At 37.8% G+C, this 21,633-nt stretch carries 15 protein-coding genes; 9 read left to right on the top strand and 6 right to left on the bottom strand.

Annotated elements, in window-relative coordinates; genetic code table 11:
- The first annotated feature begins 8 nt into the window (after positions 1–8).
- The 4 genes from PR767_RS03765 (at position 9) to PR767_RS03750 (ending at position 3,035) form a co-directional block, all read left to right on the top strand.
- On the top strand, positions 9–626 hold the full coding sequence (locus PR767_RS03765) for a DMSO/selenate family reductase complex B subunit (protein WP_109912773.1): 618 nt from the start codon (positions 9–11) through the stop codon (positions 624–626).
- Position 627: 1 nt separating this feature from the next.
- Positions 628–1,479, top strand: coding sequence for a DmsC/YnfH family molybdoenzyme membrane anchor subunit (locus tag PR767_RS03760; RefSeq protein ID WP_272519904.1), 852 nt, complete (start codon positions 628–630; stop codon positions 1,477–1,479).
- 61 nt (positions 1,480–1,540) lie between these two features.
- Positions 1,541–2,179 (top strand): Tat proofreading chaperone DmsD, encoded by a 639-nt coding sequence (gene dmsD / locus PR767_RS03755; protein ID WP_117162610.1) that lies wholly within the window; start codon positions 1,541–1,543, stop codon positions 2,177–2,179.
- A 109-nt stretch (positions 2,180–2,288) separates the two neighbouring features.
- Entirely contained in the window at positions 2,289–3,035 is a 747-nt protein-coding gene (locus tag PR767_RS03750; RefSeq protein ID WP_123382216.1) for a GntR family transcriptional regulator, read from the top strand.
- 32 nt (positions 3,036–3,067) lie between these two features.
- Here the strand turns inward: PR767_RS03750 and PR767_RS03745 are convergent, their stop codons facing one another.
- The 4 genes from PR767_RS03745 to PR767_RS03730 form a co-directional block, all read right to left on the bottom strand.
- Positions 3,068–4,051: a PfkB family carbohydrate kinase gene (locus tag PR767_RS03745; RefSeq protein ID WP_109912770.1), complete on the bottom strand. Its 984-nt coding sequence runs from the start codon at positions 4,049–4,051 to the stop codon at positions 3,068–3,070.
- Positions 4,038–5,057: an ADP-ribosylglycohydrolase family protein gene (locus PR767_RS03740; protein ID WP_004907711.1), complete on the bottom strand. Its 1,020-nt coding sequence runs from the start codon at positions 5,055–5,057 to the stop codon at positions 4,038–4,040. Before PR767_RS03740 ends, PR767_RS03745 begins: the two co-directional genes overlap by 14 nt.
- An 85-nt stretch (positions 5,058–5,142) precedes the next feature.
- Positions 5,143–6,414: a nucleoside permease gene (locus PR767_RS03735; protein ID WP_004907714.1), complete on the bottom strand. Its 1,272-nt coding sequence runs from the start codon at positions 6,412–6,414 to the stop codon at positions 5,143–5,145.
- Between the two features lie 309 nt (positions 6,415–6,723).
- On the bottom strand, positions 6,724–8,130 hold the full coding sequence (locus tag PR767_RS03730; RefSeq protein ID WP_109912769.1) for a cytochrome-c peroxidase: 1,407 nt from the start codon (positions 8,128–8,130) through the stop codon (positions 6,724–6,726).
- A gap of 580 nt (positions 8,131–8,710) precedes the next feature.
- Here PR767_RS03730 and PR767_RS03725 point away from each other — a divergent pair.
- The gene (locus PR767_RS03725; RefSeq protein WP_272519903.1) at positions 8,711–10,453 is read left to right on the top strand and encodes a lysophospholipid acyltransferase family protein; all 1,743 of its coding nucleotides are present in this window, start codon (positions 8,711–8,713) and stop codon (positions 10,451–10,453) included.
- A 25-nt stretch (positions 10,454–10,478) separates the two neighbouring features.
- Here the strand turns inward: PR767_RS03725 and PR767_RS03720 are convergent, their stop codons facing one another.
- Positions 10,479–11,747, bottom strand: coding sequence for a cytosine permease (locus tag PR767_RS03720; RefSeq protein WP_272519902.1), 1,269 nt, complete (start codon positions 11,745–11,747; stop codon positions 10,479–10,481).
- An 837-nt stretch (positions 11,748–12,584) separates the two neighbouring features.
- Between PR767_RS03720 and PR767_RS03715 the strand changes: the two genes are divergently transcribed.
- A complete protein-coding gene (locus PR767_RS03715; RefSeq protein ID WP_272519901.1) occupies positions 12,585–14,921 on the top strand; it encodes an AAA family ATPase in 2,337 nt (778 codons plus the stop codon).
- Between the two features lies 1 nt (position 14,922).
- Entirely contained in the window at positions 14,923–17,094 is a 2,172-nt protein-coding gene (locus PR767_RS03710; protein WP_272519900.1) for a UvrD-helicase domain-containing protein, read from the top strand.
- Between the two features lie 47 nt (positions 17,095–17,141).
- Here the strand turns inward: PR767_RS03710 and yghU are convergent, their stop codons facing one another.
- A complete protein-coding gene (gene yghU / locus PR767_RS03705) occupies positions 17,142–17,981 on the bottom strand; it encodes a glutathione-dependent disulfide-bond oxidoreductase (protein WP_117162605.1) in 840 nt (279 codons plus the stop codon).
- A 496-nt stretch (positions 17,982–18,477) separates the two neighbouring features.
- Between yghU and PR767_RS03700 the strand changes: the two genes are divergently transcribed.
- Both PR767_RS03700 and PR767_RS03695 read left to right on the top strand, forming a co-directional pair.
- A complete protein-coding gene (locus PR767_RS03700) occupies positions 18,478–19,995 on the top strand; it encodes a class I adenylate-forming enzyme family protein (protein WP_196723524.1) in 1,518 nt (505 codons plus the stop codon).
- Between the two features lie 67 nt (positions 19,996–20,062).
- Positions 20,063–21,631 carry a bifunctional acetyl-CoA--acetoacetyl-CoA transferase subunit alpha/beta gene (locus tag PR767_RS03695; protein WP_004907757.1) on the top strand — a complete coding sequence of 523 codons (1,569 nt, stop codon included), beginning with the start codon at positions 20,063–20,065 and terminating at the stop codon, positions 21,629–21,631.
- Positions 21,632–21,633 lie beyond the last annotated feature (2 nt).

The raw sequence follows: 21,633 nt of genomic DNA, 5'->3' as shown, positions 1-21,633 counted from the left end.
GATAAATCATGACAACACAATATGGTTTTTATATTGATTCCGCACGGTGTACGGGATGCAAAACATGTGAGTTAGCGTGTAAGGACTACAAAAATTTATCTCCTGCGGTGAATTTTAGGCGCATTTATGAATATGTAGGGGGAGATTGGCAAGAAGATAACGGTGTGTGGCATCAAAACGTATTTAGTTATTATTTGTCGATTTCATGCAACCACTGCGAAGACCCTGCTTGTGTCAAAGTGTGCCCTAGTGGCGCGATGCACAAACGTGAAGATGGCTTTGTCGTTGTAGATGAAAGCGTGTGTATTGGTTGCCGCTATTGTCATATGGCCTGCCCATATGGTGCACCGCAATTTGATAGCGAAAAAGGACATATGACCAAGTGCGATGGTTGCTATGAACGTGTTGCAGTTGGTAAAAAACCGATTTGTGCCGAGTCTTGCCCATTGCGTGCATTAGACTTTGGCCCCATTGATGAATTACGTGAAAAACATGGCAATTTGGCCGAGATTGCGCCACTACCTGAAGCGCACTATACCAAGCCCAATCTTGTCATTAAACCAAATGCCAATAGTCGCCCTGTCAATGATACGACAGGCCATTTAGCCAATCCTCGGGAGGTATAACATGGGCAATGGATTACATGAATGGCCGCTAATTTTATTTACGGTATTAGGCCAAAGTATTGCAGGTGGTGTGATTGTAACGGGGCTTGCATGGTTATCGACAGACGATAAACCCCAAAAACAGCGTATTGTGAATGCGATGTTGGCATTATGGGTATTGATGGGCTTAGGTTTTTTCGCTTCTATGATGCATATGGGCTCACCGATGCGTGCATTTAACTCGATGAACCGTGTATTTGCCTCGTCACTGAGTAACGAAGTGTTATTCGGCTCTATTTTCTTTGCTTTGGGTGGCTTATGGTGGTTGTTATCCGCAATCAAAAAGATGCCAACAGGACTCGATAAGGTGTGGCTAATCATCACCATGTTGATGGGATTGCTATTTGTTTGGGCAATGACACGAGTTTATATGATAAGCACAGTACCGACATGGAACACGCCACATACCACTATCGGCTTCTTTATGACTCTGTTTGTTGTGGGGCCAATTTTAGGTACTTTGCTATTACGAGTTGCTAAATTTCCATTTAATAGTGGTAAATTAGCGGCAATTAGTGTCGTTGCTTATATCGTGACTATTGCATCAGTACTACTGCAAAGTGGTGAGATTGCGCTTATCACCACCTCAGTACAAAAAGCCGTGGATTTAGCCCCTGATTTTGGTGTTTTACAAGTGATACGCATCGTGGTGACAAGTCTTGGGTTGTTGTTATGGATTTTGCCTGTTGTGCGACAAAATCAGCCTTCGGTTTTGAGCTTACTTCTTGGTACCGTGCTGGTACTGGTTGGTGAATTTATCGGTCGTGGGCTATTCTATGGTTTACATATGACAGTCGGCATGGCTGTAGCTTAATTAGTAAACTTTCAGCGCAGGGTGTGATTTCCCTGCGCTGATAACTTCAGAGACAATCAATATGCAACAAGCGCACTTTCTTGAACACGTTGCAGTGACAGGGCGGGTTTTGGGATCTTTATTTTATTTCTCCCCAGAGAATGAAAACAATGCAGAAATTATCGCGATTTTACAGGAGCCGACTTGGCATGACGAATGGCCATTTGCTTTACCTTCCTTAGTAAAAATTAGCCAGCTTTTGCAATCCAGTGCTCAGGGGAATGAACCACTGAGTGAAGCATGGCAGCGCTTGTTTATTGGGCCTTATGCTTTACCTGCTCCCCCTTGGGGTTCGGTTTGGCTAGATAAAGAAAAGATTGTTTTTGGCGACTCAACCGTTGAATTGCGTCAGTGGATGCGTATTAAAGGTGTTGAACCCGTAACGACACAAAAAGAGCCTGAAGACCACTTTGGGTTGATTTTGATGTTAGCGGCTTGGCTGGCTGAGCAAAATCGCAGAGCGGATTTAGAAGAGTTGCTCGCTTGGCACTTATTACCTTGGTCGGCACATTTTCTCGAAGTATTGATAGATTCGGCTAACAGCGATTTTTACCGCGCATTGGCGATATTATCGAAAGAAACACTGGATGGGTATCAACAGCAATTGACTTTACCTATATCAGAGAAAAACGTGTACCTCACCAGAAATAGTACCCTGTAGCATTCTGTTTTTCATTGGTAATAAATTTATCTAATTCAATTGCCTGCAATAAATTTATGGATAGTGGTACTATTGATTATTGCTGCGATTTTTAGGTGACTAACTCAATATGAATGATGCGCATTTATCTCTGATCCAACAACTTTGCACCCGTCTTGCTGAAATAGACAATACACCTTTATATGTAAAATTTGCTGAAACGGTGAAATTTGCCGTGCGAACAGGGGTTTTGCATCAAGGTGATATGTTACCCAGTGAAAGGGAATTAGGTCAGCAGACAGGGGTGTCACGTATTACCGTTCGAAAAGCGTTAGAGCTACTTGAACAAGAAGGCGTTATCATTCGGTCACAAGGTTATGGCACCCAAATTAGTGATAAGTTTGAATATTCACTCAAAGAAGCTAAAGGTTTTTCACAACAAGTTGTTTTACTTGGAAAAAAACCAAACACACTTTGGGTCAATAAAAGTATCGTGCCTTGTTCACAGGAGGTGGCAGAGTCACTAGCGCTCCCCATCAATAGTGATGTATTTATGTTAAAACGTATTCGCTATGTGGATGAACAGCCGGTCTCTATTGAGGAGTCATATGTTCCTATTGGGCTGATTGGTGATGTCGATGATATTGGCTTATCTTTGTACGATTATTTTCGCAGCCAAAATATTTATCCTACACGAACAAAGAGCAAGGTGAGTGCTCGAATGCCAGATGAAGACTTCCAAACGCACATTAAATTGGAAAAGACCGTACCTATTTTAGTGATTAAGCAGGTGGCTTTCGACCATAAAAATGTGCCCATTGAATACAGTTTTAATCAGTGTCGCAGTGATATGTATGTATTTGTCTCTGAAGAGTAAAAAAGAGGCTAGGCCTCTTTTTTCTCTGATGATTAATATTGCTGTAAATATGCGGTGAGTTGCTCAGACGAAGGCGCACAATCCCCTCCGCGATGGCTAACTACATAGGATGCGACAGCATTTCCGAGTAACACGGCGTCTTCTAGTGCCCAGCCGGACGCCAATGCCGCAATCACGCCTCCTGCATGGCTATCTCCTGCTCCAATGGTATCGACAACGGTGGTTTCAAATGGTGCCACCCAGCCTGATGAACGACCACTTTCTTGAAAGAACGCGCCTTCTTTGTCGACTCTAACAATCACGGGAACTAAAAATTGAGAATGCCAAATATTGGCTAATGCTTCTGTATCCATTCCTTGATGCGCGATATCAGGGAATAATGTGACGATATGTTCGACTTCTTGGCGGTTCAACGAAATGATTGGTTTTAAAGCCATTAATCGTAATAATTGTGTTTTCGAAAGGTCGGCGATCCGAGGGCCAAAATCGATAAATAAAGTGACGTTATCGGAGAGCGACTCCAGCCATGAAAGCAGAGTTTCGCCACATTTTGCGGCTAGTTGGTAGCCAGAAAGATAGATGATAGTGTTAGATGTAATTCGCAATTCATCTAGGGTTTGGCGTTCCCATTGGTTTTCTACACCGCTAATTGAAAGAAATGTCCTTTCTCCATCGGGTTCAACCAAGGCTAAACACCAGCCATTATCACCTTTATTCGTTTCTATAACGGAACTCACACCTTTTTTATTGAGTTGGTTGCGGATGATATCTGCCCATACACCTTGCCCAATAGGTAATGCATTGAGAGACTGGATACCAAGACGCTGCAAGGCCACCGCAATATTCAGAGCACATCCACCGATATTGACACTCTGCTGGTGCAATTCGATATCACTTCCGCGATAAGGCAGTGAATATGCATCTGCAATCACATCAATAACGGCAGCGCCAATCAGGCAGACAGGACGATGCTCCGCTTGCAATGGAAGATGGGCAATAAGTTCAGCAGTTTTCATAAGCTTTTTCTCTTGCAGTTCTCAATGCCATAAAGGCTTGGCTATACTGTGTAAAATCAAGTTGATTCACATCATCTAATTGTTTTTTGAGCTGTTTATCGATGGCATCAACGCCATGGAGGGCGCCACAAATGGCGGTGGCCATTGCCCCTATGGTATCGGTATCTCCCCCTAAATTAGCACACAGAATGGCACAGCGGTTGGGATCAGTTTCCGCTAATTCAACCATAGCAATGGCGGCAGGAACTGACTCAATGGTGCTCGTACCAGCGCCAACGAGTTGATAAAGCTGTTCCATTGCTTGCTCGGCGCCAATCGTGTTTTTCACCGTGTGTAAAGCAAGTTCAATACGTGCAGCTATTGATGGGCTAAAGGTTGTGACATGCTTTTCTTGTGCTAGCTTCGCAATAGCAGGTAATTGGTCGCGAATTTGCGGCCAATTTTCGCCATCTATCGCTTTAGAAATTGCCCAAGCAATAGCGACCGCCCCCGCAATTGCCACATCCGATTTATGCGTTGGCGATGAGGCGAGTGTAATTTCATCAATAAATTCATCAATAGAATGAGTTGGCAGCAAACAACCGAGTGGGGAAACTCGCATTGCGGCACCATTTGTCATGCCATTGTTTTCTAACTGAGAAATCGGAGTCCCTTGTTTTATTGCCTTTAATGCAATTTTAGAGGTCGGCCCTAAGACATTTTTATTAAAGGCATCAAATTGCTCTGCCCATTTTAAAATATTACGGCCAATAAGTTCAGGACTCACTTTGCCATCACATTCTATAATCGCGTCCGCAAGTGCGAGCGCCATTGAGGTATCATCTGTAAATTCTGCCGTATTGAAGTAGCAAGCTGCATTATTTTCTTTTGGCCCAGGTAAGAAGCGGTCTATCCAACCAAAATGTGCTTTAACACGAGAGCGAGGCCATAATTCAGAAGGCATTCCCATTGCATCACCTAAGGCTTGGCCATAAAACGTGCCTAAAATACGGTTCTCTTTGTTCATTATAATTCCTTCAATTTTGGCTAAAAACAGCGCCCTTATGTGTTGGCAGTCGGTCAATAAAGGCGTTTAATTAATGATTGCTTAACTAATTGGATGTGGGTTTTATGCCACTTTTATTAATATCAATTTCTTGAATATCACGGCTCGACTCTTTAAACATCAACATGAAAACAACCGTGATTACGACGATCATAGCAGCGCCGAAGCCCCACATACCGGCCCAGTTAAAGGTCTGGCCGTTGACAGGTTCACCGTAAGAAAAAAGTTTTTCCATCATTTGCCCACCTAGGCTATAACCCAGTAAGCTACCAAAGCCTTGGCAACAGAGAGTAATTAAGCCTTGAGCCGCTGTTCGCATATGCACAGGCGTCTTTTTGTCGACATAAATATATGCGGTGACATAGTAAAAATCGTAGCTAACACCGTGTAATAAAATACCGAGGAAGAGTAATCCGTAGGTGAATAGGTGGTCTGCATCGCCATAGATAAAGAAAGCATAACGGATAGCTGCAGTGATTAAACCAAGAAGTAATACCTTTTTGATACCAAAACGTTTAGTAAAGAAGGGCAAAGCAAGCATGAAGAAGATTTCAGAGAATTGCCCCAAGGTCATCCATCCGGTGGCATTTTTCATCCCAACTTCAGTAAGGTAGCCGTTAGCAAAAATATAGTAAAAAGCTAAAGGCATGGCGAAGAGGAATGAACACACGAAAAATACTAAGAAATTACGGTCTCTTAACAGCACAATGGCATCCAATCCGAGCATGACTTTAATACTCATTTTGCCAGTTCCTTTTGGTGGGGTGTCTGGCAAGAAATAGGTAAAAAAGCCCAGTAAAGCGGAGCTAGCGGCTGTCACTAAGAGCGGGATATTAGTCGCAGAAATATCACCAAAGCCCATCATGGAAGGTAAAAATCCACATGCAATGCCTGATGCAATCCAGCCGATAGTCCCCATTACACGAATACGAGGATAGTCACGTTCCACATCTTCCACATTGGAAAAAGCGATACTATTGGTGAGCGCAATGGTTGGCATATAAGTCAATGCATACGCCAAGAGTAGAGGGAAAAAGCTAGAAAATTCAGTTTGCTGAGCTGCGAAAAACATAAAGACTGCCCCTGCAAACATCAGTACCGCCAGGACTTTTTGCGCGGCAAAAAATCGGTCAGTAATTGAGCCTACAAGGATGGGAGAGATAATTGCAGCAATGGCTGTACAGGCGTAAGACCATGCTATTTGAGAAGGGGTGAAGCCACTTTTATTCAAAAATAGCCATAAGGGAACAAACCAAGCCCCCCATATAAACCATTCAATGAACATCATGAATGAGAGTTTTGCTGTTGTTTTTTTCATCTTTCATTCCTTTATACGGCTAATTATAGGTATTGTAGGGTACAGCAATGACAATACCACTTAATAATACCTTTTAAATACCATTCAATGAAAACTTTGAGCTAGTTAACATTGTTTCGTATAAATTGGGAAACTGGGATCGTTTAAGTAATAACACAGTGGGAAAGAGATACGCGATAACGTGAATTGCTTTGAATATAGATTAAGTCGGGGTTGTAGGTAGCCTATACGGCAGTTTTAAATAAAAAAATAGCACCGCTATTATTTGAGCGGTGCTATTGGTTTTTCATATCAATTAGCTATTGATATTTACTGTTGTGATTCACCTTGTTGTACATATGGTGTATACACACCCGTTAAGCTTTCAAGAAAGGCAACAATGTCGTCGACATCTTTTTGTGGCAGTTCTTTACCGACTTGATAACGCAGCATCAGTTTCACTGCTTCATCTAAGGTAGCCACATCTCCACGGTGGAAGTATGGCGCGGTTAGCTCGACATTACGTAGTGTTGGGACTTTTTGGCGTAACTTATCGCGCTCATCAGAGGTGACATTCATGCGACCAATATCTTGTGCGGTAATTTCACCGAACTCATAGTCTTTTTTCAGGCCCAGAGGTTCGAAGGAACGACCACCTAAGATCACGCCACCATGGCAGGTTGCACATTTGTTCTCTTTAAATAACTGGTAACCATGGAGCTGTTGTGCGGTTAATGCAGTTTTGTCGCCTCTTAACCAATTATCAAACGGAGAGTCTGGGGTGATTAAGGTTTTTTCGAACTCAGCAATCGCATCTGTGATGGTGTCACCCGTAAACCCTTCTGGGTAAACTGCATTAAAATCTTGTTTTAAGACAGGGTCTTTATCCAATTTTTCAATGATTTCATCCCATGATTTTGATGCCATTTCGATAGGATTTAATGGTGGGCCACCGGCTTGCGCTTGTAAATCAGGTGCTCTACCATCCCAAAATTGCTCGACATTAAATACAGAGTTAAACACCGTTGGCGCATTGATTGGGCCTACTGCGCCACCAACACCAATTGATGTTTTACGGCCATCAACACCACCTGCATTGAGTGCGTGGCAGTGCGCACAAGAAATCGTGCTATCCCCTGACAGGCGCGCATCATGATACAAGCGGAAACCTAATGCGACTTTTGCATCATCAACATCCAGTGATTTTGGAATTGGTTGAATTGGTTCGTTACGGTGCTCAGCAGCGGTATCTTGGCTGGCATAGTGCTCTTCTCGCTGTTTAGCTATCCAATTCAAAAGGCTATTACGCTCTTCATCACTGACGCTACTTGCCCAATGAAGTGCAACATAACGAGTTGGCGGCATGGTGTGGTTCTGCATAACCCACTCAATTTTATTTAATTCACTTTGTGGTACAGGTTCTCCTGCGATGAGTGCAGCGCGAGCAGCCTCAAGGTTGAATGATTTATAACCTAGCTGAATATCGTATTCCATCAGTTGCTTAGCAATGGGGAACGATGCGTAGGCAGGTAAATCAGTTGACGGCGTGTGACAGTAATCGCATCCCTTTTCAGCGAAGAATTTGAGAACTTGATTATTTTCTGCAATTTTAGATGTCTGAATGTCATTATTTTCTCTTCGTTGATTATCGTGATACCACACATATCCAGATAACCCAAAATAACCGAGTAAAAGCAAAAATATGACAGCGACCGTAATGCGAGTAAGTTTTTTCATTACACTATCCTTGAAAGATTGCGGTCAAATATATTTAAATATTTTTTAATTAATATAATTCTACAGCCGGACTATCATGTATAAATAAGGTCGAGAGGTTCTTGATTTTTATCAATGATGGCCATCGGTTTAAGCAATTGCTGAAATAAGATTTGCCTATCAATAAGAAAAAAGTTAAAAATTAAACTTATAATTAATTTTTATTTAATTGAATTTAAAGGGTATTGTTTGTTTCTGATCTTATTGTAATAAATTTTTAGTTCAATTTAATTGGTGGGTATTTATAAATAATAAATTCTGAATTATTCAAATAAATTAAGTAAAACTAATCAAAAAATTTAGTTTTATACTTTTTTAATTGTTGTGGAATAAATGCATATTATAAAATGAGTAAAATATAAATTATTCAAGAAAGCAATATTCGGAAAAATTATTGATTTTAGATAACTATAATATTAGTAAATGAAAAGTAATGATCTACATCATCATTTTTGTGCTTTCACCATTTTGTCATAAAATAAACATATTGTTGTTATGAGTCTGACTTAAGTTCGTCGTAACTCAGTTAGGAGATAGCATTATGTTTAGTGTCGATACCCTGCTGCACGATATTTTTCCTCATCAAACACCAGGCAAATGGAAACGTCGTTTATTAAAAAAGCTGCTGTTTGAACAAGAATTTCACCAATTTGCCCAAGATTATCCGCACTTAAAGGGCTTGGATCTTATTGAACAAATCATGGAGTTCTTTGATATTTCTTGTGAAATGGTTGAGGGTGACTTAGAAAATGTTCCGACTCAAGGCCCTGTTGTCTTAGTTGCTAACCATCCGATAGGTTCACTCGATGGCCTTGCACTATTACGTGCAGTTGCTGCCGTTCGTCCTGATGTCAAAATCGTGGCAAATCAGTTCCTCAATTATATAGAGCCACTAAAAAGCTTATTTATTTCAGTGGACAACATGAATAACCGAACCAGTCGGCAGCAGGTTGAAGCAATGCAACGGCATTTGGACAAGCAAGGGGCATTAATTGTGTTTCCTGCGGGTGAAGTCTCTCGGTTTGGCCGTAAAGGGGTTCGTGATGGCCACTGGCGTACAGGTTTTTTGCGTTTAGCCGCAAAGGCCAGAGCACCTATTGTCCCCATTCATATTCAAGGGCGAAATAGCCATTTATTCTATTTAACCTCGTTGGTTTACAAGCCGTTATCGACTTTAATGTTAGTCAGGGAAATGTTTAAGCAGCGAGGAAAAAGATTAAAAATTCGTATTGGTGGCAGCATCCCATTTATTCATTGGCATGATGGCCATACAGCGGCTCATGAGCTAGCAGGGCGCTTTCGTCGCCATGTCTATTTGTTGGGAAAAGGTAAGGAAGGGCTATTTACCAGCGAATCACCAATTGCTTTACCAGAAGACAGAATTGAATTAAAAAAAGCGTTGGTGGCATGTGAGCGGCTAGGAACATCCCCTGATGGGAAAGCGATTTACCTTTATCACCGAAACCAAGAAGTAAGGTCGCCGATTTTGCGAGAAATAGGGCGATTACGCGAAATTGCATTTCGTGCTGTAGGGGAAGGCTCAGGTAAGCGCCGTGATTTAGACAGCTATGATAACGATTATTATCATCTGGTATTATGGGATGAAAGTGAACTTGATATTGTCGGAGCTTATCGGTTTATACCCACTAAAAAGCAAATTGAGACCAAAGGTTTGCAGGGTATTTACAGCTCTAGCTTATTTCATTATGACCAAGCCATGATGCCAATATTAGCGCAAGGTATTGAGCTTGGTCGGAGCTTTATTCAGCCTAAATATTGGGGAAAACGGGGTTTAGATTATTTATGGTTAGGTATTGGCGCGTATTTGGCGAAATACCCACAATATCGCTATCTTTTTGGTCCTGTATCTATGTCTGGCTCAATGCCGATTGCGGCGCGTGACTTACTGATTACTTTTTATCGGCTCTATTTTTCGGCGCAACACAGCATTGCACAGTCACATCAGCCGTATCCAGCTTCTTTGCCACAGCTATTAGCCCAATTTTCAGGGGGCAATTACCACGAAGATTTAGTTAAATTGAAAAGCTTACTCAATAACATTGGCTGTTCAATTCCGACGCTTTATAAGCAATATACTGAATTATGCGAGCCGGGTGGCGTACAGTTTATGGATTTCGGTACAGACCCCGCATTCAATGATTGTATCGATGGCTTGGTACTGGTGGACTTAACCAAATTAAAACCCGCACGTTATCAGCGATATATAGGGGTACATTTGGTTTCACAAGAAGAACATAAAGGGCAGATGAAAGAGGGAGATTAACCCTCTTTCACTATTCACTTAGCGATTATTTTGAAAATTGATGACCAATCCAATAGATAACAGAGGAAGAAATTAACCCTGCAACCACGACGGAAAGCTCAGGAGCATAAGCATTAACGATTAAGGCAATCCCTGAGGCGAGTATCCAAGAGATGAAAGCCAGTGGTTGCCATTTTCTTGCTTCATTATTTTTACGCTTAAGTACCAGCTGATCCATAATGATAATAGCGGCGATTGGCGGCACAATTAAACCCAGTAAATTCAACCAGGTTTGAAACGCATTCCAAATCCCAGTCACAGCAACAATAATCCCAATGACACCTAAAATAATGGTTAATGTTCTCATCTTTCCTTTCGTAATATGAGACCAGCCCACCGCCCCATTATATAAACAGTGAGTACAGCCCACTCCTAAGTTAACAAATACAAAAATAATCGCGAGGATAGAAAGTAGTGGGCTTGAATTTGCTAAAATAGTGATGAAATCACCGCCCGTGACTTCGGGGTGCATGACTACACCTGTTGCCACAATAATTGCTCCAATCACTTCCGCAAAAAATTTAGAAATGGGGAACGCGGTAAAGGCTGCTAGAAAACCTTGTTTGCCATTTTTTGCCCAACGGGTAAAGTCGGCTGTCATGGTGCCTGAGTCAGTAAATGTAGAGAAAATCATTGTAACTGCAACACCAAATGATAGTGCTCCAGCCCCTGCAAGGGGTTGGTAATTGATAATATCTGATGAGCCACTTTTCATTGCGATGTAAACGGATATTAACCCTAAAATCAAATACATCGGTGCAGCGATATACCCTAAAATAGCGAGGGCTTTAATACCAATAAACGTTGCGCCAACATACAATACACCGCCTAAAATGGTCATGAGTAATAAATCCTGCCCAAATGAGCGAAACATCGTATCGCCTGTAAGACCGACCATCAATGCGAACCAGCCGATAACGACCGTAGCGAGCAGTCCTGAAACTGCAATATAGCCGCGCTGCCCAAAGGTTCTTTTGGCTGAAATTGCAAAGTTTTCACCTGTCTTCCCTGCTAAATAACTCAATGACCCAATCACTAAACATAGCAATAAGTTACCCACTAAAATGGCGGCGACGCCCATTTTAAACCCTAACATGGCAGTTACAACACCACCAATAACGGCACTAGTTAATACTAATGGGAAGCTATACCAAACAGCGGAAACAGATGCAAAGCTTTTACGATGTTCAAGGGGAACGGGGACATGTTCATACTCGGAATCTAATAAAATATTATCTTTTTCTTTAATTGACATAATTAGGTGAACCTCATTTTAATTAAAATTAATTGGCGTACCTATAAAAATTAATAATAAAATTTTTATAATTTAAATTTTATGAATGTGAATAAACTAATTAAATAAATCCCACGGTGAATAAATAGCTTTATTAACCTATAATTAATTGATTTTTTGGGTTTGTTTTGATGGTGTAGCAAGAATAGCAACAGTTGATATGGAATAGAATCCATTTGAAAAAGATTCATCAATGGGGTAGGTGATTATTGATTAATTTTCAATAAAGGTTCATTTATGTGATTGCACGCATTGTTAATTGGTAAATTAATATCTTTTTTAGACAGTATTTTAAAATCAAATCCTTATTTTGATTTTTTTATTAAAAAATAAAGTTGAATTTGTGATTTAAATCAAATTGAATGTTTTTTATTTGTTAATTTTTTATTTAAATAAATATAAATTTTATTAGCTTTGATATAATTTTGCATTCGTAAAATCTTTATTACTTTTATATGACAGTAAGTTGAGCAAGGTTCGATCGGCAGAGGCTTGGTGATGGCCTGTTGAGCAGCTTAAATTTTACGGTGTGAGTACAAGCGATAGAGGTGGTATTAAAAATAATTTTTAGTGAAATTTCGCATGATGCTTGTTCATTTAATTTAAACTAATAACTAAATGCAAATATAACATTAGATATTAATTTCAATTCTAAGTATTTATTTCTACAGATGATTATTATTTTGTGATGAAAATCTCTATTGTTATAAAGAGTGTTTTATTTAATTTTTTTTATGAATAGTATTAAGTGAAATTATTTATAGTAGTTGCGTTTAGTTGTTTTAATAAGGATATAATATGTATTTAGAAAGCCTTAAAATTGTAAACTATCGAAAGTTTCGCACAGAAGACAATGTTGTTCATTTTGTAGAGCCTTGTAGTATAGAGGATTCTGAATCAGATGGATATTCAGGTATAGGGCCCTCGACAACATTAATTATTGGTAAAAATAACGTAGGTAAAACAACGATTGTCAATGCGTTAAAAATGGTTTGTGAGAATCAGCAGCCAAAGGCGGCAGATTTTAATGTGCAATATTTGAAAGAGTTATTTGAAGAGTATTTGCAGGGGAACGAGATAAAATCTTACCCTGAACTAGAATTTAAATTAGTTGTTAATGTAGATTTCGATACTAACGATTTGCTATCGGTGTTGAATGATTTTATGCCGCTAGAGAATAGCGACCATGAGGATATTGATTCAGAAGAAAAAAAATTAAAAAATAATTGCTCTGAGGAGAATAAAAAAAATCAAGAGAAAATTGAAATAACGGTTAAGGTAGAGATATCAGAACAAGTCGCATTTGGGAGTGCAATTAAAAGCATTATAAAAAGTTCAAATTTTTCTACATTATCCGGAGAAGAAAAAGAACAAAAAATAATAGAGATGACTCATTATTTCTATGAGTTACTGGATCAAAATTCAGATCATTTGAATTTGGGTGAAAATAAAAAATTGTTTGAGATTAAATATTATGACTCAAATGAGAGGAAAGTTAGTAATTTTTATCTAAAAAATCTAATTAATCTAAAAGAAATTAAAGCTAATCGACACCTTAAAGATGATGTATTGAGTAATGTTTTTAATAAGATAATATCTTATTATTTTGATAATGACAAAGAGAGTAAGAAAAATCTGAAGAATGATATTTATAATATGAATAAAGGTTTAACCGATAATGTGGATAAAAAAAGCGATAATGTATCTTCGATACTTGAAAAAATTGAGGGTAAGAGTCATGTAGGATTAAAATTATTGGGTAATATAACTTATGATGGATTAATTAAAAATCTAATTAAATATAATTTTTCTGATGATGGGGATTTTATTCCTGAAAACCAGTTTGGGTTGGGGTATATTAACCTTTTAAATATTATTGGCGAAATAATTTACTACGTAGATAGTTACGAAAATGGTAGTCAAAATAGCCGTATCAATCTACTTTGTATCGAAGAACCCGAAGTATTTATGCATCCACAAATGCAAGAGTTTTTTATTAAACGTATTGATGATGCAATAAAAGAAGTACTTTCTCTTGCAAATGAAAATGAAGGTAATAAAAAGAAATTGAATTGTCAAATTACCATTACGACACATTCATCTCATATTGTTAATAGCAAAATACACAGTAGTAATTCTTTTAATAACATTAACTATGTAACGGTGTTGAATAAATCTGCAAGAGTTATTAACCTCCATGATAGTGTAATATCAAAAGGAATTAAAATTGAAAGTAATACTAAAATGGAAAAGAATAATAATGAAATTGATGATTTAAAATTTATAAAAAAACATATAAAGTACAAGGTTTCTGAGTTGTTTTTTTCAGATGCGGTTATTTTTGTTGAGGGGGCAACAGAAGAAACATTACTCCAGTATTATTTGGAGAAAGATAAGGTGTTAAGTGAATTTTATATTTCTGTTTTTAATATTAATGGAGCTCATGGAAAGGTCTACTTTTCTCTTGCTAAAATATTAAGAATACCATGCTTGGTTATTACTGATTTAGATATTAAAAGAAGCCCTTGCCAGAAAGGTGTAAAACATAAAAAAAGTAATGAAAGCTGTCATATATGTGGTCATATTAAAGGGCAGGATAATGTCCCAAGTGTTTCAGATAAAATGGAGTTTCTACAAATAAGCGATCTGAAAAATTTCATTACAACAAACAAAACCATCTCATACTTTAATGAAATGAAATATAAAAATGACAATATACAAAATGAAGCAAATGAAAACTTTGAATCATTAGAAAATATTGATTATTTTGAGGATGAAAATATTTATGTTGTTTTTCAAAAAGATAAAGTGTCAGGGTATTATGCAACAAGCTTAGAAGAGGCTTTTATATTATCTAATTTCAATAATGACATTTTGAATGATGCTTTGAAACAATGTAAACCCGATATATATAAAGAGATCATAGGTAAAGGTGATAAAAATAATTTAAAAGAGAATTCATTTAAATTACAAAGTAAACTTTCCGATAGTAAAAATAACTTCTCCAGTGAATTATTATATCGCTGTATCATATCAGATGATAAAGATATCCCCAATCTTCCTAAATATATTATAGATGGATTTAAATGGTTAAAAGAAAAACTGAATGACATCATAATTCAGAAGGAAGCCTAATATGTTAATTAATGAAAAAGAAAAAAATGAAATTGAAGAACAGAAAATACAAGAGTCTCTTTATAAATCTGTAATGAACCATACTAGTTTTCGTTTTAATGCCGGTGCAGGGGCTGGTAAAACTTATGCATTAGTGGAGGTATTGAAGTTTTTATTAAGTAACAATTTAAACTGTTTGAGTAAACGAAACCAAAATATTTATTGTGTGACATATACAAATGTAGCTGTTAATGAAATAAAAGAGAGATTAGGGAATTCAGATGTCATTATTGTTTCTACCATTCATGAAATGCTGTGGAAGTTAATAAAACAACACCAACCAGAATTGCTCGCTTGTCACCTCAAAAAATTAAGGTATGAACTGGAGAAATTAAACAATGATTTAAATGGTATTGTTGATGAAAACAAACCGCCGAAAGATAAAAACCCCTTCCAATTTTATTTGGATCTTAAAGATAAGCAAGGGTTTGAATTTTTTCTTGAGTCAACAAAAGAGATTTTTTATAAAAATCAAAGTGCTAATTCTGAAAGTTTTAAAAAAGTATATAACGATATCAATCCGTTAGATTTTAATTTATTGGATTTAAATAAATATTTAAAAAATATAGCCAACTTTAAAAAAGTAGCAAAGGCAGTTTATAAGAGAAATAGATATAAAAAATGTATAGAAAAGATAATGGGAAAAGTCACTGATTATACAGAAGTTTTTTATGACAATTTATTCAACTCAGATAGACTAGATAAAATGCGATTTAGCCATGATACATTAATTGAATATGCTAAGGTAATCATAGGAAATAGTGATATTTTAAAGCGTATTATTATTGATAAGTATCCTTTTGTTTTTATTGATGAATATCAGGATACTAGTATACCTGTAGTTGAGATAATGGCTGATATTCATCAATATGCCATAAAGAACAATAGAAATTGGGTTGTGGGTTATTTTGGTGATACAGCACAAAATATCTATGATGATGGTGTTGGAAGCGATATTACAAGACTTCATTCTATTCCTATTAAGGTAAATAAGAGTTTTAATAGGCGTTCGCATAAGCAAATTGTAGATATTGCTAATAAAGTTAGAAATGACGAAATACAACAAGTATTAATAGATAATGAAAAAAACAAAGGTATTTTTAATTTTTATCAATGTGATTTTGATGGGGGAATTAATAATTCACTATTAAAGGAAATACGCGATAAACTCTCCACGAAATTTGGCAATGAAAGTGTGATTGATTTTTTCGTTTTAACAAATAAATTATTGGCTAATTTAAGTGGGTTTGGCACTATATATAACATGCTTGAGGCGGAAAGTGCTTTTTATTTCAAAGACTTTAATTCACAATTAATTTCTCATGAACTTAATAAATTGAATCCTTCTATTCGTAAAATTTTTAATTTTACAAATATGTATATAAAAGTTAAAAGTGAAGGAAGTACTTATTATGATATTTTTGGTGATAAAGGAAGGGAATTGAAATTATCTCTAGCTAAAGATTTAATTGTTTATATAAAGAAAATAAAAGTAGATACCTTAAGAGATTTAATTGATGGCTTATCTAGGTATTCTGAAAAGGCAGCTAGCTTGAGTTCACTCCATATATATCTTGAAAGTTCCTTAGGAAATGAGATTGAAACCTATAATGATCTATATTCAAAATTTAGAGTAATAGTTGAGAGCTTAATGAAAACACCCTTAAGTCATGATGAGGATAATAATGATAGAGTGATTAGTTTTGTAGAGAAATTTTTATCTATAAATATTTCTGAATGGAAATCATGGGTTAATTATATTAACAGAAGCCAAAATTCCGATGACATTAGATGTCATACTTACCATGCAACAAAAGGTGAAGAGTATGAAAATGTTGTAATTATTATGGAACATAGTTTTGGCAGTTTAGCTCAAAACAGAAATAAATTTAAAAATTTTTTTGAAATTAGGGGCATGAGCGAAGAAGAACAATTGGATAAATTAGAAAATATGAGTGATAACGACAAAAAAGAATTTTTCAATACCCAAAATTTAGTCTACGTTGCTTGCTCACGCGCAATTAAAAACTTAGCCATACTTTATCTGGATGATATCTCAGAAATTAAAGACGGGCTGGAAAATATATTTGGTGAAGTTCAAGAGTGGCCCCCACAACAAAATAAGGTGGTATGATAAAAAGAAGGGTAATTATAAAGAAACTACCCTTCCTTAATAATCAATTAACTTATATCGCTCGCATCGTGGCGTTCGCGTACTTGTTGTGCAGGGTCACCTTGTAGGCGATTAACCCGGCGACCTCGCTGTACTGCTGGGCGTGCATAGACTTCATCAGCCCAACGAATAACATTTTTATATTCATGGACAGATAGAAATTCTGCGGCATCATAAAGCCAACCTTTCACTAATGCACCGTACCATGGCCAGATGGCGATATCAGCGATGCTGTAGTTTTCCCCTGCAACATATTTATGTTCTGCTAAACGCTTGTCTAACACATCTAATTGACGTTTAGTTTCCATGGCAAAGCGGTTAATTGGGTATTCAAACTTTTCAGGTGCGTAGGCATAAAAATGCCCAAAACCGCCACCAGCAAAAGGTGCTGAGCCCATTTGCCAAAATAACCAGGATAAGGTTTCAGCTCGTTCCGGCTGAGTTGTGGGTAAAAAAGCAGAAAATTTTTCGGCTAAATAGGTCAGAATCGAGCCTGACTCAAATACTCGGATAGGCTCCTTGCCGCTTCTGTCGACTAAAGCGGGAATTTTTGAGTTAGGGTTAATTTCAACAAAACCAGAACTAAATTGGTCGCCTTCACCAATGTTAATTAACCAAGCGTCATATTCTGCCTCTTTAATGCCAAGGGCTAATAACTCCTCTAACATGATAGTGACTTTTTGCCCGTTCGGCGTTCCTAAGGAATATAGCTGTAGTGGGTGCTTACCTATAGGTAAAGATTTTTCGTGAGTTGCACCGGAAACTGGACGATTAATATTGGCGAATTTTCCGCCGTTACCTTGCTCCCATTGCCAGACTTTTGGGGGAATATAGGGGGTGTTTGCCATGAGTTATCTCCTTAACCGTTTGCAAAGGTGGCGATTTTTTTCTCATCAATTTTTTCATTATGAAGGTCTTACACTGTAGCAATCTCTAGTGAATTCTCCACTGTTTTTATCGTATTTGGTTTGGTGGGAGGGCTAAATAGCACAGAGTGCAAGAACATATAGAGGATAAGCAGATGAGTTAAGTATTACTGCTGAGCGACTTTTTAGTCTGGGGGTCATTGTTTATACGCACAATCATAGTTGAGTTATTCATCGAAATTAATATGCATTTTGAATGGTTAGATAATAACAAAAGGTAAATATCTTCATGTTCAATAAAAACCAGCGCTTAAAATAAGACGTAAGTAACAAAATTGTTAACAAATTCGTTGTGCAGATCACTAATTCAAATAAAAAAAGGGTGTGAATAATTTGTGAAGATTGGCACTAATTTGCTGGAGTGTATTTTATACATTGATAGCATATCAGTCATATTCAGGTGTATCGGAGTGTGTCCATGCTTGCGCCAAATTCAAACATCTACCAAAGCTTATTACAAAGAGCAAAAGTGCAGCCAGACGCTGTTGCGATTGTATTTGAAGAGCAAAGTTGGAGTTATCACCAATTACTTGAGAAAGTAAACCAAACAATGTTGTGGCTAACTACAGCCGCACAGTTGAAAAAAAGTGATCGGATAGTACTCGGCTGGGGAAATACGATTGAATTTTGCCAATTATTTTATGCTGCTGTAGGGCTGGGCATTCAGGTCATTCCTTTAAGTACTAAAATGAAAGAGTTTGAAGGCAAAGAGCATTTATCTTGTATTAATGCGGATGCTATTTTTTGGGATGACACATATCAACCATGGTTAGCTCAGTTCAGTACAAAAGGGATGAGTCTTTCTCAGTGGCGTAATATAATACTTACTGAAGAAATTAACTTTACCAACCAAGTTAATGAGGAAGACCCCGCGGTTGTGATATTTACTTCGGGTACAACAGGTGCACCAAAAGGTGCGGTGATCACACACAAGAATATATTGTCTGCAGTATATGCCTATCAGGAAACATTAAAGTTATCTGAACACGATAAAACAATTTTAGCAGTACCGATTTATCATATTACTGGGCTTTCTGCTATTTTAGCGTTATTTATTCATATTGGTGGGACGGTTTATCTTCAAAAGAAATTTAATGCAAAAGATATTATTTCAACAATTGCAAAAGAAAAAATCACATTCTTACATGGTTCTCCAACTGTGTTTATATTATTAATTCAAAAAATAAAAGAAAATAAAAGTATTAATCTGGAAAGATTTAATTCATTAAAAATGATTGCTTGTGGTGCAGGTCATTTGAATGAAGGCACGATTAAAGAGCTTTCTTATCTATTCGCTAAAACATCCATTCATTCTATTTATGGTTTGACAGAGACATCATCCCCAGCCACCGTATTTCGTGAAGATATTCGGTACAGTGATAAAAAGGCGAGCTCAGGCACTCCGGTTCCTGGGTTACAGGTGGCCATAAGAGATGATAAAGGTGAAGATAAACCTGCTAACAGTACTGGCAATATCTGGGTTAAGGGGGATGTTGTTATCCAACGTTATTGGCCTGATAGCCCTGCGAATAGCACGTCGTTTAATGATGGTTGGTTTTTTACCGGCGATATTGGTTATAGGGATGATGATGGTTTCCTTTATATTCAAGATCGAATTAAAGACATGATTAACCGTGGTGGAGAAAAAATATATTCTATTGAAATCGAAGATTTGATTTCTAATTACCCAGGCGTTAATGAGGTCGCGGTCATTCCAATTGAAAGTACAATATATGGCGAAGAACCCATTGCATTTATTATTCCTGAGAACCAAGTATGTTTAACCAGTAAAGAAATTATTGAATGGTTAAAAGATAGAGTGCCAACGTATAAAGTTCCAGTAAGAATTATGTTTACACGTAATTTCCCTAGAACTTGGAATGGGAAAATAAGTAAGAAAGATTTGAAATTACGCTATTACTCTTTAAATAACTAAAATCTAAATTAGTTTTTAATTAATCAAAAAGGGGCTATGAAATATTAGCCTTCAGGTAGGTTTTATCATGAATAATAAATTTATTTCTAAACAAGATGCCGCTAAATTAATTAATAATGGCGATACAATTTGTACTGTGGGAATGACATTAACCAGTGCTGCTGAATCTATTTTATCGGCAATTGAACAACGTTTTTTATCCGAGGGCGTACCAAATCAATTAACTCTCGTTCATGCGGCTGGGCAATGTAACCGTATTCGCGGGAATCAACACTTTGCCCATGAAGGAATGGTGAAACGGATTATTGGTTCTCATTGGGGGTTAGCGCCTAGATGGATGCAGATGATTAATGACAATCAAGTCGAAGCGTATTGTCTTCCGCAAGGGCAAATGGTGCATTTATATGGCGCAATGGCCGCAGGCTTACCAGGACGCTTATCCAAAGTGGGGTTAGGGACATTTATCGACCCTGATCTTGAAGGCGGGAGGATGAACGTTAAAACGTTGGCGCTTCCTCCTTTAGTTGAAAAAGTGAATTTCAAAGGGGAAGAATGGTTATGGTACCCAGAAATTCCTTTAGATGTGGTGGTGATCAGAGGAACCCATGCGGATAGTAAAGGTAACCTCACCACCGATGAAGAAGCCATGGCGTTAGAAGTTTTACATGCGGTACTGGCTGCTAAACGCTTTGGTGCCAAAGTAATTGCACAAGTGAAGTATTGTGTTGAAGAAGGGACTTTACATCCTAAGCGTGTTACGGTTCCCGCCAGCTTTATTGACCACATTGTCGTGTGTGATAACCCTGAAGAAGACCATCGCCAATCCTCAAGCTGGTTTTTTGACCCAACGCTATGCGGTGATATTCGTACGCCTATCCAACAAACTACGCCATTACCTTTAGATATTCGCAAATTGATTGGGCGAATTGCATGCCGTTATCTATATGAAAACTGTGTGATTAATTTAGGAACGGGAATTCCAAACGATGTTATTGGTTCAATTATTCAGGAAGAAAATGCAACCAAGCGGGTTGATATTACCGTGGAGTCAGGGATCTGGGGGGGCGTTCAAGCCGGCGGTATTGATTTTGGCATAGGCCGTAACTTGTCAGCGATGATTAGTCACCAAGACCAAATGTTGTACTACAACGGGGCAGGCGTTGATATCACCTATATGGGCGCAGGGGAAATGGATGCCAGTGGTCATGTCAATGCGACATTGTTAGGCAATATTTGCCCTGGTGCAGGTGGGTTTATTGATATTACCCAAAATGCTCGGCACGTAGTGTTTTGCTCAACGTTCACGGCAAAAGGGTTAGATATTCATTGTGAAAATGGGCAATTAACTATTGTGCGGGAAGGGGATATTAGAAAGTTAGTTAACCAAGTACGGCAAATTTCATGGAATGCGGATGTCGCACGAAATATCAACCAAACCATGCATTTTGTCACGGAGCGTGCGGTGTTCACTTTAGGGGGGAAAACCCCAGTACTGGTTGAAATTGCCCCCGGAATTGACCTAGAGCGTGACATTCTTGCCCATATGGACTTCGTACCTGAAATTTCGCCTGATTTGAAAGTGATGTCCTCTTCATTATTTGAAGAGGCACCTTTTGATCTGGTTTCGTATTTGTAGTT

Source organism: Providencia sp. PROV223 (assembly GCF_028479245.1).
Taxonomy (GTDB): domain Bacteria; phylum Pseudomonadota; class Gammaproteobacteria; order Enterobacterales; family Enterobacteriaceae; genus Providencia; species Providencia rettgeri.
The sequence above is the reverse complement of the archived record's forward strand: the minus strand, read 5'-3'. Positions and strand labels throughout refer to the sequence as shown.